Annotated in this window: 14 protein-coding genes; 5 read left to right on the forward strand and 9 right to left on the reverse strand. The window is 32.7% G+C overall.

All coding sequences use genetic code 11. The annotated features are described in order from the left end of the window. Positions 1–152: 152 nt before the first annotated feature. Positions 153–1,280: a hypothetical protein gene (locus Q0935_RS10150; RefSeq protein WP_299252475.1), complete on the reverse strand. Its 1,128-nt coding sequence runs from the start codon at positions 1,278–1,280 to the stop codon at positions 153–155. A gap of 96 nt (positions 1,281–1,376) precedes the next feature. Between Q0935_RS10150 and Q0935_RS10155 the strand changes: the two genes are divergently transcribed. From Q0935_RS10155 to Q0935_RS10170, 4 genes are all read left to right on the forward strand, one after another. Next, entirely contained in the window at positions 1,377–4,580 is a 3,204-nt protein-coding gene (locus tag Q0935_RS10155; RefSeq protein ID WP_299385531.1) for a hypothetical protein, read from the forward strand. A 73-nt stretch (positions 4,581–4,653) separates the two neighbouring features. Then, positions 4,654–5,211, forward strand: coding sequence for a superoxide dismutase family protein (locus Q0935_RS10160; protein WP_299385533.1), 558 nt, complete (start codon positions 4,654–4,656; stop codon positions 5,209–5,211). A 13-nt stretch (positions 5,212–5,224) separates the two neighbouring features. Next, positions 5,225–5,755 carry an RNA polymerase sigma factor gene (locus Q0935_RS10165; protein ID WP_299385534.1) on the forward strand — a complete coding sequence of 177 codons (531 nt, stop codon included), beginning with the start codon at positions 5,225–5,227 and terminating at the stop codon, positions 5,753–5,755. A 1-nt stretch (position 5,756) separates the two neighbouring features. Continuing rightward, on the forward strand, positions 5,757–6,554 hold the full coding sequence (locus Q0935_RS10170) for an anti-sigma factor (protein WP_299252463.1): 798 nt from the start codon (positions 5,757–5,759) through the stop codon (positions 6,552–6,554). 351 nt (positions 6,555–6,905) lie between these two features. Here Q0935_RS10170 and Q0935_RS10175 read toward each other — a convergent pair whose 3' ends face one another. The 4 genes from Q0935_RS10175 to Q0935_RS10190 all read right to left on the reverse strand — a co-directional run bounded on the left by Q0935_RS10175 (position 6,906) and on the right by Q0935_RS10190 (position 11,801). Next, on the reverse strand, positions 6,906–9,131 hold the full coding sequence (locus Q0935_RS10175; protein WP_299385796.1) for a TonB-dependent receptor: 2,226 nt from the start codon (positions 9,129–9,131) through the stop codon (positions 6,906–6,908). Between the two features lie 28 nt (positions 9,132–9,159). Next, positions 9,160–10,443, reverse strand: coding sequence for a cell surface protein (locus Q0935_RS10180; protein WP_299385535.1), 1,284 nt, complete (start codon positions 10,441–10,443; stop codon positions 9,160–9,162). An 88-nt stretch (positions 10,444–10,531) separates the two neighbouring features. Next, complete coding sequence (locus tag Q0935_RS10185; RefSeq protein WP_299385537.1) at positions 10,532–11,083, reverse strand: DUF4331 family protein; 552 nt, start codon at positions 11,081–11,083, stop codon at positions 10,532–10,534. A gap of 25 nt (positions 11,084–11,108) precedes the next feature. Continuing rightward, complete coding sequence (locus tag Q0935_RS10190; protein WP_299385540.1) at positions 11,109–11,801, reverse strand: DUF4331 family protein; 693 nt, start codon at positions 11,799–11,801, stop codon at positions 11,109–11,111. A gap of 155 nt (positions 11,802–11,956) precedes the next feature. Between Q0935_RS10190 and Q0935_RS10195 the strand changes: the two genes are divergently transcribed. Then, on the forward strand, positions 11,957–13,129 hold the full coding sequence (locus Q0935_RS10195) for an LETM1-related biofilm-associated protein (protein ID WP_299385543.1): 1,173 nt from the start codon (positions 11,957–11,959) through the stop codon (positions 13,127–13,129). A 20-nt stretch (positions 13,130–13,149) separates the two neighbouring features. Here the strand turns inward: Q0935_RS10195 and Q0935_RS10200 are convergent, their stop codons facing one another. From Q0935_RS10200 to Q0935_RS10215, 4 genes are all read right to left on the reverse strand, one after another. Continuing rightward, a complete protein-coding gene (locus Q0935_RS10200; RefSeq protein WP_299385545.1) occupies positions 13,150–14,103 on the reverse strand; it encodes a Fic family protein in 954 nt (317 codons plus the stop codon). A 67-nt stretch (positions 14,104–14,170) separates the two neighbouring features. Further along, complete coding sequence (locus Q0935_RS10205) at positions 14,171–14,926, reverse strand: LytTR family DNA-binding domain-containing protein (protein ID WP_299385548.1); 756 nt, start codon at positions 14,924–14,926, stop codon at positions 14,171–14,173. Between the two features lie 168 nt (positions 14,927–15,094). Further along, positions 15,095–15,406: a 2TM domain-containing protein gene (locus tag Q0935_RS10210; RefSeq protein ID WP_299385551.1), complete on the reverse strand. Its 312-nt coding sequence runs from the start codon at positions 15,404–15,406 to the stop codon at positions 15,095–15,097. A 2-nt stretch (positions 15,407–15,408) separates the two neighbouring features. Then, positions 15,409–15,753 carry a 2TM domain-containing protein gene (locus Q0935_RS10215; RefSeq protein WP_299385554.1) on the reverse strand — a complete coding sequence of 115 codons (345 nt, stop codon included), beginning with the start codon at positions 15,751–15,753 and terminating at the stop codon, positions 15,409–15,411.

Below are 15,753 nucleotides of genomic sequence, written 5' to 3' on the forward strand. Positions count from 1 at the left end.
AATTTTTAGAAAAGAGATAATAGACAAAAGAAAATAGACTTAACATTACGTCTTCTCTACTCTCTTTTTTCTATCCTCTTTATTCTTTTATTTTTTTTATTAATTGGAGTGAGAAATTTTTCACTTTTCACTCTTAACTCTTAACTAAAACACTATCCTTTAATTCTCTTTTTTCTATTAGTTTCGTAATCTTCAAAAATCATTTCACCTAGTCCTTTTAATCCTGTATAAAAGGCTTTGCCTTGATTGGCGTGCGTAAACTCTTCTACAAATTGCATTAGATAAGGATCTTGAGCAATCATAAATGTAGTGATTGGAATATGCAATTTTCTGGCTTGTTGTGCTTGAGCATAGCATTTATTAGTGATGTATGGATTTAAACCGTTGCTATCTTTATAATAGGTTCCATCTGGCAAACGCAAACAACTTGGTTTACCATCGGTTATCATAAAAATTTGCTTGTTGGTATTACGCTTACGACGCAATAAATCCATTGCTAATTTTAAACCAGCAACTGTGTTGGTGTGATAAGGTCCAACATTTAAGTATGGTAAATCTTTAATTTTAATTGGCCAAGCATCATTACCAAAAACCAAAATATCTAAGGTGTCTTTTGGGTAGCGTGTTGTAATTAATTCGGCTAAAGCCATCGCTACTTTTTTGGCAGGTGTAATTCTATCTTCACCATACAAAATCATACTATGGCTAATGTCTATCATTAACACCGTACTCATTTGCGATTTATGTGTAGTTTCCTCGACCACCAAATCGTCTTCGGTTAAATTAAAATCGCCAATACCATGATTAATTTGTGCGTTTCGCAAACTCTCTGTCATAGACACTTTATCCAAACTGTCTCCAAATTGGTAGTTTCTAAAATCGCCAGTATGCTCATCTCCTATTCCTGTACCTTTACTTTTGTGGTTTCCGGATCCGCTGCGTTTAATATTACCAAATATTTGATCTAATGCAGATTGCCTGATAGCACGCTCCGTCTTTGCTGTAATAGCATTCCCTTTTTTACCATCTGGTTTAATTTCTTCGCGTATGTAACCTTTAGCTTTAAGATCTTCTATAAAGTCTTCAATTGTATATTCTGGAGTGGTTAATTTGTATTCTTTATCTAATTCGCGAAGCCAATCTATAGCCTCGTCAAAATCTCCAGAAGTATGTGTAATTAATTCTTTAAAAATATCAAAAAGAACCTCAAAAGGTGATTGGGAAGGTGCTTCGTATGGTTTAAATACAAAGCCTTTTTTGTGTATATTTTCTTTTTTCATGCACTATAAAAATACGACATTTTAACACCAAAATAAAGGTGTTAACAGCTTTTTAAGATAATGTTGATTAACTTTAGGCAAACTAATCGACCCAATATGAAAAAATTATCCTTTATCTTTTTACTACTCTTCTCTTTCACAGCGTTTTCGCAAGAATTCTCAATGGATTTAGTAAAAAATATGAAACCAAGAAACATTGGACCAGGCGGTATGTCTGGTCGTGTAACAGCTATTGATGCTGTACATAGCAATCCAGATATTATGTACGTTGGTACAGCATCTGGTGGTTTATGGAAATCAACTTCTGGAGGTATAAAATGGGAACCTATTTTCGATAAAGAAGTTACAGCTTCGGTTGGTGCAGTGGCAATACAACAATCTAATCCAAGTGTTATTTGGGTTGGAACTGGAGAAGGTAATCCTAGAAATAGTTTAAATGGAGGCTACGGAATTTATAAATCTTTAGATGCTGGAAGAAGCTGGAAGTCGATGGGTTTAGAAAAAACACGTCACATTCATCGTGTTGTTATAGATCCTACAAACCCAAATATAGTTTATGCCGCAGCCATTGGTAGTCCTTGGGGAGAACACAGTGAGCGTGGTGTGTACAAAACTACAAATGGTGGAGAAACTTGGAGTAAAATTCTATTCGCAAATAATAAAACTGGAGCTGCAGATTTGGTTATGGACCCATCGAATCCTAACAAATTAATTGCAACACTTTGGGAACACAAACGTGAACCTTGGTTTTTTAATTCAGGAGGAAAAGGCTCTGGTTTACATATTACTCATGATGGTGGTAAAACATGGAAAAAAATTACAGAGAAAGAAGGTTTTCCTAAAGGAGAATTAGGCAGAATTGGTGTAGCAATTGCTCCAAATAAGCCAAACATAATTTATGCTTTAGTTGAAGCAAAAAAGAATGCATTGTACAAAAGTGAAGATGGTGGTTTTAGTTGGAAAAAAATTAATGATAAAAGCGATATTGGAAACAGACCTTTTTACTATTCTGAAATTTATGTCGATCCTCAAAATGAAAACAGAGTGTATTCTGTTTTTACCTATATAAATGTAAGTGAAGATGGTGGTAAAAACTTTAAACAGTTAATGCCTGCTTATGGTGTTAGTAATGGTGTGCACCCAGATCATCACGCATGGTGGATTCATCCTGAAAATGGAAATTTTATGATAGATGGGAACGATGGTGGAATGAATATTACTAAAGATGGTGGAAAATCCTGGCGTTTTATTGGTAATATGCCTGTTGCACAGTTTTATCATATTAATGTAGATAACGAATTTCCTTATAATGTTTATGGAGGTATGCAAGACAATGGTTCTTGGCGTGGTCCTGCTTACGTTTGGAAAGCGCAAGGTATTAGAAATAGCTATTGGCAAGAAATAAGCTTTGGTGATGGTTTTGATGTTATTCCAGATCGCGACGACTCGAGATACGGTTGGACGATGAGTCAACAAGGAAATGTAAGTCGTTACGATTGGCAAACAGGAAATAATTATGGTGTGCAACCTACCCATCCAGATGCAGATGTTTTACTTCGTTTTAATTGGAATTCAGCAATAAATATAGATCCTTTTAGTAATAAAACACTTTATTTTGGAAGTCAGTTTGTGCACAAATCGAACGACAAAGGTGATACTTGGACTGTAATTTCTCCAGATTTAACAACCAACGATCCCGAAAAACTAAAACAACGTGATAGTGGTGGAATAACCATTGATGCTACGGGAGCCGAAAACCACTGTACTATTTTAGTTATAGAACCTTCTCCTGTTGAAAAAGATATGCTATGGGTTGGAACCGACGATGGTAAAGTACATATTACCCAAAATGGTGGTAAAACATGGAATGATGTTAGTACTAATTTAAAAGGCTTACCAAAAGGCAGTTGGATAGTACAAATAAAAGCAAGTAATAAGAAAAAAGGCGAAGCGCTTTTAGTTGCAAACGATTACAGACGTTTTAATTTTGAACCGTATGCTTACCGAACTAAAAACTACGGGAAATCTTGGGAACACATTGTGGATAAAAACGATGTTAAAAGTTATACTTTATCTATAGTTGAAGATTTAGAAGAACCCAACCTGCTCTTTCTTGGAACAGATGATGGATTATACATATCAATAAATGCGGGACAAAAATGGACAAAATGGACCGAAGGTTTCCCAACAGTACCTGTAAAAGATTTGGTTATTCATCCAAGAGAACACGATTTAGTCATTGGAACTTTTGGTCGTGCTGCATGGGTTATTGACGACATTAGACCGTTACGAGCAATTACTAAAAAAGAAACTACAAATACTAAACTAGAATTATTCTCACCTCCTACTGCTTACAAGGCCGCTTACCAACAAGCAACTGGTAGCCGTTTTGGTGCCGATGCTATGTATTCTGGAGACAACAGAGGTTCGGGAGGACGCTTTAGGTATTATGTAAAAGTGGATAACGCAGCTAAAGAAGTAGAGAAAAAAACTAACGACAAAGATGATGTAGAAGCTACAGAAAAAGATGAAAATGCAGTTAAATGGGATTCTATAACACTGAAAATTTATGATAACGATAAATTAATTAGAACCTTAAAACGTAAAACTCCTGACTCGACAGGTATTTATAATTGGACTTGGTACTTACGTGAAAAAGGTGTCGATTATCCTTCAAAATCTATTAGAAAAAGAAAGAATGAACCAGGAGGAGTTTCGGTTAAACCAGGAACTTATAAAGCTGTGATGCATTATGGCAATATAACTTCGGAAGAATTAATTGTTGTAAAAGAAGATCCAAGAATTAATGTTTCAACAGAAAACACAAGCGAAGTTTATTCAGCATTAAAAAATATTGAAACCTTAAAACAAACAATGGCAGATGCTACAAAGCAACTTGCTGAAAGTAAAAAAACTGCTGAAAAATATAAAAAAAACCTCAGCACTTTAGATAAAGAAAAATACAAAGAAGAGATAAAAGCATCTAAAGATATTATTAAAAAGATTGACGAATTATTTTCTATTTACTTTGGTAAAGAAGACGAGCGTCAAGGTATTACACGTAGTAATTTACCAACAGTTAGTTCTAGATTAAATAAAGTTAATGGTTACATTAGATCGAGACAAAACGGATTATCTATTACAGAAACTACATTATTAAATCATGCAAAAAAAGCATTAAGTGATGCTTTATCTCAAACAAATGTATTTTTTAATACAGAATGGAGTACTTATAAAGATAGAATTGAAAATTTAAAAGTTTCAGAATTTAAAGAAGTAAAAGAATTTAAAATAGATTAATAATAGGAAGTTTCTTGCTTAAAAGCATTAATAACCTTAACTTCCTACATTAAAACTAAAACAAAAAACAACCATGAAAAAAATAGTATTATTCTCATTATTAGCCGTTTTTGCTTTCACTACAAGCTGTAAAAAAGACGCAAAAGATAAAGTTGAACCTGTAACTAAAGCAGAGAAAGCTGTTAAAGTAAAATTTGCACTATCTCCAAAAAGCGGAAGTACCGTAAAAGGTAACGTAGTATTTACTCAAGAAGATGGTAAAGTTGAAATGACTGCCGTTTTAGAAGGTTTAAATCCTGGAGAACATGCAATACACATTCACCAAACTGCAGATTGCTCATCGGATGATGGAAAATCTTCTGGAGGACACTGGAACCCAACAGGACAGCCACATGGCAAATGGGGAGCAACAGAAGGATACCACAAAGGAGACATAGGTAATTTTACTGCCGATGCTAATGGTTTTGCAGTAGTTAACAAAACAACAGATGAATGGTGTATTGGTTGTGGTGACGACACAAAAGATGTTTTAGGGAAAGCCATAATTGTACACGAAGGTGTAGACGATTTCACTTCTCAACCAAGCGGTGCTGCTGGAAGCAGAGTAAGTTGTGGAGGTATTATTCAATAATTAAAAAACATATATGCAATTAGAAGCATTAGTAATTAAATTTCAGCAAAAAGACGAACGCGCTTTTGAAACCTTATACAACATGTACAGCGAAAGCATGCATGGTGTTATATATAATATCGTTAGAGACCACGATATTGCTCAAGAAGTTATGCAAGATGTTTTTATAAAAGCATGGCATAAAGCAGACTCTTACAATTCTAGTAAAGGCCGTTTTTTTACTTGGATTCTTAATATTGCAAGAAATGCTGCCATAGACAAAACACGATCTAAAAGCTTTAAAAACAGTTCTAAAAACCTTAATGCCGATTACTTCGTAGATATACTACCAACTCAAGATAACCTCGACAACTCTACCGATGCTATAGGCATTGCTAAATTTGTTGGGAAACTAGCCGAAAAATGTAAAAAGGTTATAGACCTACTTTACTTTAAAGGTTATACGCAAAAAGAAGCGTCAGAAACACTAGACATGCCTATTGGGACCATTAAAACTCACAATAGAAATTGTATTAAGGAATTAAGAGAAATGGTATTAAATTAAAATGGAAAAAGAAAAATACATCGCATCCGGAATATTAGAACTTTATGTTGCTGGTTCACTTAGTGAAGCAGAGAACAAAGAAGTTTATAATATGATGCTAGAACATCCAGAAGTACTCCAAGAAGTTTTAGACATAGAAGCTGCAATAGTTAAATTAACTAAAGCTGCAGCGCCTAAAGATAAAGTGACTTTTAACTCTATATTAAATAAATTAAAAGGTACAGATAACGATACTAAGGTAGTAAAGCTTAATAAGCCTAAAAGCAATTGGTCTAGTTATACAGGTTGGGCTGCCGCTGTAATTTTAGGAGGTGGATTATTATGGATGAATAACCAAAATAGCACACTAGAAACTCAAATTACTGAGATACAAATTGAAAAAGATTTCTTTGAAACGCAAATAGAAGATTTAAATTCTGATTTAGCTGACTCTAAGAAAATAATAAATGTATTTAGAGATAAGGATATTATTAGCGTGCCACTTGCTGGACAGGCTGTTTATCCTGAAGCTTATGCAAAAGCCTATTGGAATAAAGCAGACAAAACTGTTTATTTAGATTTAGCAGGTTTACCAGAACCTCCAGAAGGTAAAGTTTACCAAGTTTGGTCTTTAACTTTAAATCCGCTTACGCCAACAAGTTTAGGTACCATTGATAATTTTAAAGGTGATGATAATAAAATATTTAACCTTGAGAATGCAAACGAGTCTCAAGCCTTTGGTATTACATTAGAACCTGAAGGAGGAAGTGTTTCTCCTACTCTTGAACAACTATATACTTTAGGAGTTATAGAGTCTTAATAATAAAATTACACTTACTTAAATAGCCTCGAATATATATTCGAGGCTATTTTTTTGTGATCAATTACCAGCTACGTTTTATTGTAAAAACTAATAAGCTTAAACCATCTGGTGTTACTACTTATATTTATCCAAATAAAAAGGCTCAAACTAAATGTTTGAGCCTATAGAAGAAAGTCCTTACTTATCTAGTTAAGAAAATAAGTAAGACACTTTCTAATCAACCAACAAAAAAACAAACAAAACTTCTAACTTTTTCATAGCGTAGACTTTATATTTTATTGACTGTATACTGATTACAAACTACTTACGTAATAAGTAATCTTTCGGTTTTAAATTAAACACCTTTTCTTAAAATTTATAAGTTAAAGAAGCTTTAGCGTTAAATGGTGTACCAGGTGTAAAGTGAATTTCTTCAACAGACTCAGTTTCATTTTGTAATCTAGATTCTGTTAAAAACTGTGTCTCATTCCACTCTGTATCAAATACATTTTCGATTGCAATACCTAAAGTAAGATTAGAACTCACCTTATAATTTAAATTAAAATCTGTTACAAAATAACCTTTGGCAGTAACAGAGTAATCTTCGTTTGCAGCTCTATCATCTAAAAAACGATAACGTAATGCTCCAGAAAACCCTTTATAATCGTTTAAAGCTAAACCACCTACTAACGTAAAACTTGGTGCTAATGGAATATAATCTTCACCATCATTATCTTCTACACTTCTTGCTTTAGTTAATGTCGCATCTGTATTAAAATATAAGTAATCATTTAATTGGTATCTAACACCTAGATCTAAACCTAAACGTTCTGTTTTTCCGCTAGGTTCTACAATTCCTGCATCTCCAACGTAAACAAACTCTTGTTCTAAAAATAGATACCAAGCTGTCGTATTTATCACCAAATCTTTAGTTGGCTTCCACACATTACCAAAATCTACGCCATAAGCTTTTGGTAAAACATCTTTACCTGCTTGGCTTACTACTACTCTAGTATCGTTAGAATGGAAACCAATTCCAGACTTTAAGAACCATTGTAAATTATTGTTTTGGTTGTACTGCACATTCAGTTTAGGTAATAATGCTGTTTTAGTTTCAGAAAGTGTTTCATAACTTTCGGTTAGTGCATCATTATATAAAAACTTAAAATATTCAAGTCTTAAACCTGGTGTCACTTTAAATTTACCTAAATAGAATTCAGCTTTAAAATACCCAAAAGCATTGGTTTGATTAATATCACCCAATTGAATGTAATTTAAAGTCGTATTTCGGTTTAAAGTATGCGATAATTCTACATCATCTACTCTATCATGCCTTAATCCGAATCCACTAGTGGTTTCAATAATACTGCTATTAAAAGCATTTTTCTTTTTAATTTCGGTATTAAAACCAAAAATTGAACGCTCTTCTTTTTGCTTAATTTGATCTCCGTTTATTGGATCGTCTAGAAAAAATGTGAAGTTTGAATACAGCTCGAAATCATAATACGAATAAAACGCATTCGACTTTACCGTCATGTCATCACTAGCAAAAAGCTTATGTTCTAAGTTTATATTTGTTCTGCTAGTATTACCTCCTTCGGTATCATCTATAGCACCAAATCTATTTATTTGTCCGCTTTCTACTGCACGTACAGGAATTTGACCAGAAGCATCCCAACGGCTAGTAAAGTGTGTCACTGTTGCAGATACTTTGTTTTTATTTTCGATTAAAGAAGTATACTTTCCTATAAGGTTTAATCTATTAAAGTTTTGCGAGGTGTTAAAAGGCCCATCTGTTTCAATGTACTCAATACCTGCATAAGCATTACTTTTACTGTTTCTATCTGTAAGATTAAATAACCCTAGCGTTCTTATGGTATTAAAATCTCCATAAGATACCTTTACAAGATTACTTTCAAGACTGCTTTTTGTTTTAAAATCGATATAACCAGCCGTTGTAAAATCTTTTGCTTGTGCGTAATACGGTCCTTTTCCAAAATTAATATTATCTATTGTTTCTGGAATTACAAAGTGTAAATCGCTATAACCTTGCCCATGAGCATGAGAGATATTATTTACGGGTATTCCATCTACATTTATAGAAACATCTGTTCCATGATCGATATCGAAACCTCTAAGAAAAATTTGTTCTGCTTTACCGCCACCTGCATGCTGACCAATAATTAGTCCTGGTACTTTTCTTAAAACTTCTTGAGAAGAATTAATAGGTGTTGTTTGCAAATCTACTTTTGCAAGTGTGTTTAAAATGTTTTTTTGTTCTGTTAAAACAAGTTCATCAAGTTGAAATATTTTAGAATCTAAATCTATACTCAACGTCTCGTTAAAATCTTGTTGCCCCAAGATAATCTCTTGTTTTTTAAAGCCTAATAAACTTACTGATAATGTGTCACCTACTTTATTGTTTTCTAATACAAAGTATCCATTTTCTGCTGTATGTGCGTGTGCCTCTGTATTTAGATTATAAATATAGGCTGCGCTTAAAGGTTGGTTGTTATTATAAACATGACCTTTAATTTGTTGTGCAGAAACTACTTTGAAACTTAGAAAAAAAACAAAGCACAACGCGATTTGCATGATACTCTTTAAATTTTTCATTTTTTAATTATAGTTGGTTAATTTTTAATTCCATTAATGGTCCTAATTCGTAGGTAGCCATAAGAAGTTCTTTTTTTAATGGTTGTAATTCACTTGTCATACCATTAGCTTTATAGATTTCTGCTACATGATACAGAGCCTCTGGCTCGAATGTTTTATTAATTATATGCATATTTACAATGTCTAGTGCTTTTTTAAATTCACCATTATTATATAAAGACCAAGCCAACAAATCGTAAGATTGTGGTGTTCCTCTATTTTCAATTTCTCGATTTGCAATAGCTATTGCTGAATCTACAAATTTATTGTTTTCTGCAAATAGCTTAGCGTTGTATGCATTGTACATTTCTCCATATTGAGGATTTTGTACTGCATTTTTATAACTTGCAATATATTTGTTTTTTGAAGTTTCGTCTGTTAAAAATTCTGTAATTTCTGCTTTTAAAAGGAAATAATCTGGAGCAGTATATTCTTTAGTGATTGTATTTAAAATCCTAAGTGCTTCTTCTGGATTACGCTCGTGAGAGTAAACAATCCAAGCAATTCCTTTTTTTGCATAAGCATCGTTAGGATCTAAAGCTAGTGCTTTTAAAAAGTATTGGTAAGATTTATTTATTTGACCATCATGTCCATAAAAATCTGCAATATTGGTGTAAGACCATTGCTTTAATCCTACAATATTTGAAGATTCGGCTTTAGCCATAGCCATTTCCATATATTTAATTGCAGCATCAAGATTACCAATATGGTCGTTCCATTTTGCTGTTCTAATTAAGTAATCGAAACTATTTAAATCTACCACTTTTTCAAGGTAAGATTTTGCTATATCAAAGTTACCTAGTTCCATATGCACATCAAACATCATTTTTTGAGTACTATCAAGATCTTCGGCAAGTATTTCGGCTTTTTCTAACAGTATTAAAGAAGCTTTAAAACGATGTTGTGAAATATAATTTCTCGCTAAAGCTCTTAAATATCCTGCTTTATTCTGATTTGTTTTTTGATTGAGTTGAAGTAAATATGACTCAGCTTTTTTTAAATTTTTAATATTACCGGTAGCATCAAATAATTGAGATTCTGCACTAGCTAGTTTTGCTAAATAAGGAAATTGATTTGGTGTTTTTTCAAGCTTGTTTGCCCAGAATTTTTCTTCTGCTTTAGCATCGCTTAATTTTTTATTCTCTGCAATTAAGAAAACATCGTAATCTTTTGCGTTAGTAACTGTTTTATCTTCCTCTTTACAATTAAAAAGTAAAGCTAGAACTAGCAATAAGTATAAGTTAGTTTTCATTGTGTTTTGTTTTGTTGGTTATTGTGTTGATTCTATTGTAATAAAAAATCCAGAGCGCTTAATCAAGCACTCTGGATTATAATGTTTTCTACCAAGGTGATGCTAAGTAAGGAAATGAAGGTGTAAATTCCTTATCATTTTCACTTACGTTATCATCTGTTAATCCTGGTTTTTCCGAACCATCTGGTCCACCAAAGATTAATAATAATTCTACTGATATAACATCGTCTTCTAATGCACGTCCTGTTAATACATTTGTACCATCAAAAAAGGTTGTTGTTCCATCTAAAGAAACAGTTAATACATCTGTAGCAAGAGCTCCTGTAAAAGTAGCTGCATTCCAAGTTAATGCGTTTGTAGTATAATCTGGATTTAAAGCTAATAACTTAGCTTCAAAACTTGATTGAAAAGCTGCACCTTGTGCCGAAGGTACTGTTGTATTAAATACATTTTTATCTGCTCCGTCAACAAAAACAGTATTAATTGCAGGTCTTGCCATTTGATCGTCTTGAGAGTAAGTCCCAGAAAAATCAAGTGTAGCTGGTGTTGTAGTTGTTCCTACTGCATCATCATCGTTAGAGCAATTAAAAGCAGCTCCAGATATTAATAATGCGAACATTAGTGTTTTTATATTTTTCATAATTGTATATTTTAAAAGTTGATTATTATTTTGACTTAGTTTCTACCCAAGTATTAATGTTTCCTGTTCCACCAATCATGCTTTTTGGCACCTCTACAACAATAGACATTACGTTAGTTCCTGCAAATGTATCACTAGCGAAACCTTCACCAGAACCTGCTGGTAAAAATCCTGCTTCTTCCATTCCATCACCATCATCATCTCCTGGAGTTAAAATTTGTGTAAATCTTGCAAAGTCAAAGAAAAAAGGATCATCTCTAGTTCCTGCAAAAGCCATAACACCATCTGCTGAAGTAGCAGTAATTGCAGCATCACCATAAGGAGTGATATCTACAACAGTACTAGTTGCAGCATCGTTAACTGTACTGTTTAAACTTGTACTATTTGAAGCAAATGGCCCAAACACATACATTTTACCATTTCTTGGAATTGCTTGAATTACCATATCCTCTATAGCATCGCCATCTGTGTCGATATTAATTTCTACTAAAACGTTTTCATCAAAGGCAGCTGTTCCTGAAGCTCCCGGACTTATTAAACCCTGAACGTTTGCTACAAAAGCAATGTTGTCTTCGTTTTGTCCTTGAAATGCGTAAAAATCTGTAATGTCACTTGTACCGCCTGCAACCGCTGGAGCATCAATGTGATCGGCAGCTACCATAAAGAAACCTGCAACTGCTATAGCTGAAGCTCCTAATAAAATTTTGAATTTTTTCATAATAATGAGATTTTGTTGTTAATTAATTTTTGGTTCTCAGTTCTACATACGCACTAATTTGAAAGTCGGTTTTGTTAAAATTGTGTTAACACTAAAAACCATCTATAAATTGACTTGAAAAAACTAACTTTGTCATCTTTAAAAAACACAAACAAGTGAACCCATCTTCTTCAGGCTGGATTAAAAAGCTAATCTCAATAAACAACGAGCAACTCTCTACAGAATTCGCATCGTTGGCCGTTTTGTATAAAGCGCTTATTCCTTGTGGTTATATATATGGTAGTAATACCAATATTGTAAAGGATTTAATTGATAAAGACGATTTGTCTTCTGAAGAAATATGTAAAGTAAATCATCTAATAGCATTATACGTTACACATAATAGTCTTAAAAGCACAGGTGATTTTATAGAAGATACCGTAGCATTTTATAAAAAGATTAATGCCCATAAAACAAACTTCTTTCTAGATATTATTAGCAAAGGAGATACTATAGATATACTTGAAAAGATTATTCATAAAAGAATTCAAATAGATAATAACCTCATCGACAAAAGCTTTAATTACTTTATTACCAATGCCTTACTTTTTGTAGATATCTTAGCTTATAAGCAATATTTAATTACAGGTGATATTACTGAAGCCTCTATTATTAAAGAAGAAAGTGCTATTGAAACTATAGTATTAAAAACTTTAAATTCTAAGATTGAAAAAACCAAGTACGATAACAGCCTTATTAATTTATTCGAGCAGTCTTTACGTTACCAACAAACCAATAAGCTAGATTATAACGAAGCTATTGCACTTTTAAAAACACCTTTAGAAAAACAATACCTTCTGGATTTAGCCTGTATGGCAACCTGGTCTGATAAAACCATAGACGACAACGAACGCTACTTTTTATTTCAGTTAGGAAAAGACTTAAACTTAGACACAAAAGAAGTTAAAAATGCGATGCTGTCTATTACAGACTTTTTTGAAAAACACAAAAAAGACATTGTATTATTAGGGTCTAAAAATATTGTAAAATCGTTTTACGATAACTCTAGTGCAATGGTAATGAAACTGATTTCTAGAAACAGTAAAAGGTTGTACAAAGAATTATCTCAAAGTAAAGAGTTAATGCTATTGCTAACAAAATCTACTGTTAGAGATCTTACTAAAGAGGAACAAAAGAAAGTAAACGACCAATTACTAGATATCTTTAAAGCCATACCAAGTCTTGCAATATTTTTGTTGCCTGGTGGCGCTTTGTTACTGCCTTTAGTAATTAAGTTTATCCCAAAACTATTACCATCTGCATTCGATGATAATAGAATTGAAGATTAATTAATTTAAACGTATTTAGCTTAACGCTTACGCTCTCTATTAGCAATGTAGTTATTTATGGCTTCTTTAGTTGTGTACCAATTTCTACCTTCTTTATGTGCATCAATTTTACCTTGCCTAGCCAATAAACTAACATATTCTTGACTGTAAGCCACGTCTGGTTCTTTAACAATATCGCTTATTATTTGATAGTCTTTATCGTGCTCTGGTAAAGCTGTTAAATAAATATTTGTTGTGCGCTCTAAAGCCTGAGCCATTAATAACATTAATTTTGCGTAGTTACCTTTATTGGCCTGATTTAAAGCTGCATAATATTTATTTCTATCATTTTTTAAAATAATAGCTGGCGGAAAACCTTCACGCATTAATAACAAGTTCATGACCAAACGAACTGTACGACCATTACCATCGAAGAATGGATGAATATGTACAAACCTATGATGAAACACTGTAGCCAACTCTATACTATTTAATTGTAAAGGGTTCTCGTTTACAAAGTCTACCAACTCGTTAAGTAATTGATGCACTTTACGCGCGTTTGGTGGTACAAAATTAGCACCACTAATTCTAACACCTGCATTACGTAAACGTCCTGCAAATTCATCTTCTATAGTTCTAAGAACTAAAGCATGCAAAGACATTATATCTTTACTACTTAAAACATAATCTGGTTTAACTAAAGTATATAAATAGTTTATGGCGTGCTCGTGGTTTTTTGCCTCAAAATGCTCACGAAGCGATTTACCTTTTATGGTAACGCCTTCTTGTAAAATCATTTTAGTTTCTCGAAGATTAAGCGTGTTACCTTCTATGCTATTAGAGTTGTAAGTCCATTCTATTAGTAGAGCTTCTCGAATACCTAATAAAGCAGTATTAGGAAAAGGTCTCAGTTTTTTAAGATACTGCACCTTCTCTTCCAGACGTATAAACGTTTCTTTTAAATCTTCTCTATATTTTGTATCCAATGTTTCCACATTACAAAGATACAAAATTTTATCGGTTAATATTGAATTAAAACCTATCCGATGTTAAGGTGGTTTTTTATTCTAACCAATTTTTAAAATCCTTAACACGTTCTCTAGCAACAATAACCTCTTGCGCGTTGTAGTTATTAAGTTTTATTTGTAAACGCGAATTGGTATAACTAACTATATCTTTGATTGCCTGAACATTAACAAAGAACTTTCTGTTTATTCTAAAAAATTGCTCAGGAGCCAGTTCGTCTTCCAAACCATCTAGCGTAGTATCTAAAAGGTAATTTCTACCTTCGGAAGTATATAAATATGTCCCTTTGTTTTCGCTATAAAAACATTCGATATCATCGATATTTACCAATTTTAAATGCTGACCAACCTTTACCGAAAACCGTTTTTTATACTCACGTTCTATCGGGTTTATTAGTAGTTTTTTTATCTCGTTAAAATCTAATGTTACACTTTGCTTTTTGGGTATACGTGTTTTAAATTTTAAAACTGCTGCTTCTAGTTCTTCGTCGTCAATTGGTTTTAATAGATAATCGATGCTATTTAGCTTAAAAGCTTGAAGTGCGTACTCATCGTAAGCAGTTGTGAAAATTATAGCAGAAGTAATTTCGATAGCATCAAAAATCTCAAAAGAAAGACCATCGCTTAATTGAATGTCTAAGAAAATAAGATCTGGATGTTCGTTATTTTGAAACCATTCTATAGACTCTTCCACCGAATGTAACATTGTTTCTGCTTCAATATCTAGAGTTTTAAGCATACGCTGTAAACGTCTTGCAGATGGTTTCTCGTCTTCTATAATTATTACGTTCATTAAATTGGTTTGGATTTTTGGATTGGTTGGATTTTTAGATAACTTACTCTTATGTTGCTACTGATCTTTATCGAGTATACTGTTTCTGCGTTAAGGATTAATGCGGCATCCTTTTGCTTTTTCTGCAAAAGATATAGCGGAAAGCCTGACCTTTAGGTAACGCCCAAACTATTTCCAAATATGTTTATCTTTTTCCATAATTTCTTTAATTTTTCGCTCTTCCCAATTGCTTCCTAAAACAAAGTTTGGTAAAAAAACAGTGAGTGCGTGTATAATAATTACAATGCCCCAAAGTGCAAAGGTTATAAAATTATGAGCTTGAAAATAGCTTTCGCCAGGTTCTAAATTTTCTATATTTTGAAAAACAACTATTAAATTTATTACTACATAAATAAGTAAATGTGTGTAAAAACTTTTTATCTTTTTAACGCGTTGCCTAGCACGGTCTAAACGTTGTTGGTCTATTTTATTTGTGTCCATAATTATTCCCATTTTTTATTTTCTTCATCTATAAACTTTTCCAATTTGCGTTGTTCCCAATTTCTACCAAACATTAAGTTTGGACCAAAAACACCCATAAAATGGAAGAATATACCTATTCCCCAATAAAACACTGTTGAAAACACATTAAAACTCCAGAATGGATCTCCGTTTAGGTTTTGAGAAATGAGATACAAAATAAAGATATTAATTACCACATAAGAAGCCAAATGCCAGTAGAAACCTACTATCTTCTTTACTCTTTTCTTAGCTCTTAAATAAGCTTCTTCTCGTTCGTAATTACGTTCAGAGTTTGTTTCGTTATATGGTTCTATATTATTTTCCAT

Origin of the sequence: uncultured Lacinutrix sp. (assembly GCF_947500605.1) — a bacterium.
Lineage (GTDB): Bacteria > Bacteroidota > Bacteroidia > Flavobacteriales > Flavobacteriaceae > Lacinutrix.

What these genes read in the sequence shown, in the direction of transcription:
- Q0935_RS10155 (WP_299385531.1), top strand. Translation starts at nt 1,377, where the DNA reads ATGAAAAAATTATCCTTTATCTTTTTACTACTCTTCTCTTTCACAGCG.
- Q0935_RS10160 (WP_299385533.1), top strand. Translation starts at nt 4,654, where the DNA reads ATGAAAAAAATAGTATTATTCTCATTATTAGCCGTTTTTGCTTTCACT.
- Q0935_RS10210 (WP_299385551.1), bottom strand. Translation starts at nt 15,406, where the DNA reads ATGGACACAAATAAAATAGACCAACAACGTTTAGACCGTGCTAGGCAA.
- Q0935_RS10185 (WP_299385537.1), bottom strand. Translation starts at nt 11,083, where the DNA reads ATGAAAAATATAAAAACACTAATGTTCGCATTATTAATATCTGGAGCT.
- Q0935_RS10175 (WP_299385796.1), bottom strand. Translation starts at nt 9,131, where the DNA reads ATGCAAATCGCGTTGTGCTTTGTTTTTTTTCTAAGTTTCAAAGTAGTT.
- Q0935_RS10190 (WP_299385540.1), bottom strand. Translation starts at nt 11,801, where the DNA reads ATGAAAAAATTCAAAATTTTATTAGGAGCTTCAGCTATAGCAGTTGCA.
- Q0935_RS10170 (WP_299252463.1), top strand. Translation starts at nt 5,757, where the DNA reads ATGGAAAAAGAAAAATACATCGCATCCGGAATATTAGAACTTTATGTT.
- Q0935_RS10150 (WP_299252475.1), bottom strand. Translation starts at nt 1,280, where the DNA reads ATGAAAAAAGAAAATATACACAAAAAAGGCTTTGTATTTAAACCATAC.
- Q0935_RS10205 (WP_299385548.1), bottom strand. Translation starts at nt 14,926, where the DNA reads ATGAACGTAATAATTATAGAAGACGAGAAACCATCTGCAAGACGTTTA.
- Q0935_RS10165 (WP_299385534.1), top strand. Translation starts at nt 5,225, where the DNA reads ATGCAATTAGAAGCATTAGTAATTAAATTTCAGCAAAAAGACGAACGC.
- Q0935_RS10215 (WP_299385554.1), bottom strand. Translation starts at nt 15,753, where the DNA reads ATGGAAAATAATATAGAACCATATAACGAAACAAACTCTGAACGTAAT.
- Q0935_RS10180 (WP_299385535.1), bottom strand. Translation starts at nt 10,443, where the DNA reads ATGAAAACTAACTTATACTTATTGCTAGTTCTAGCTTTACTTTTTAAT.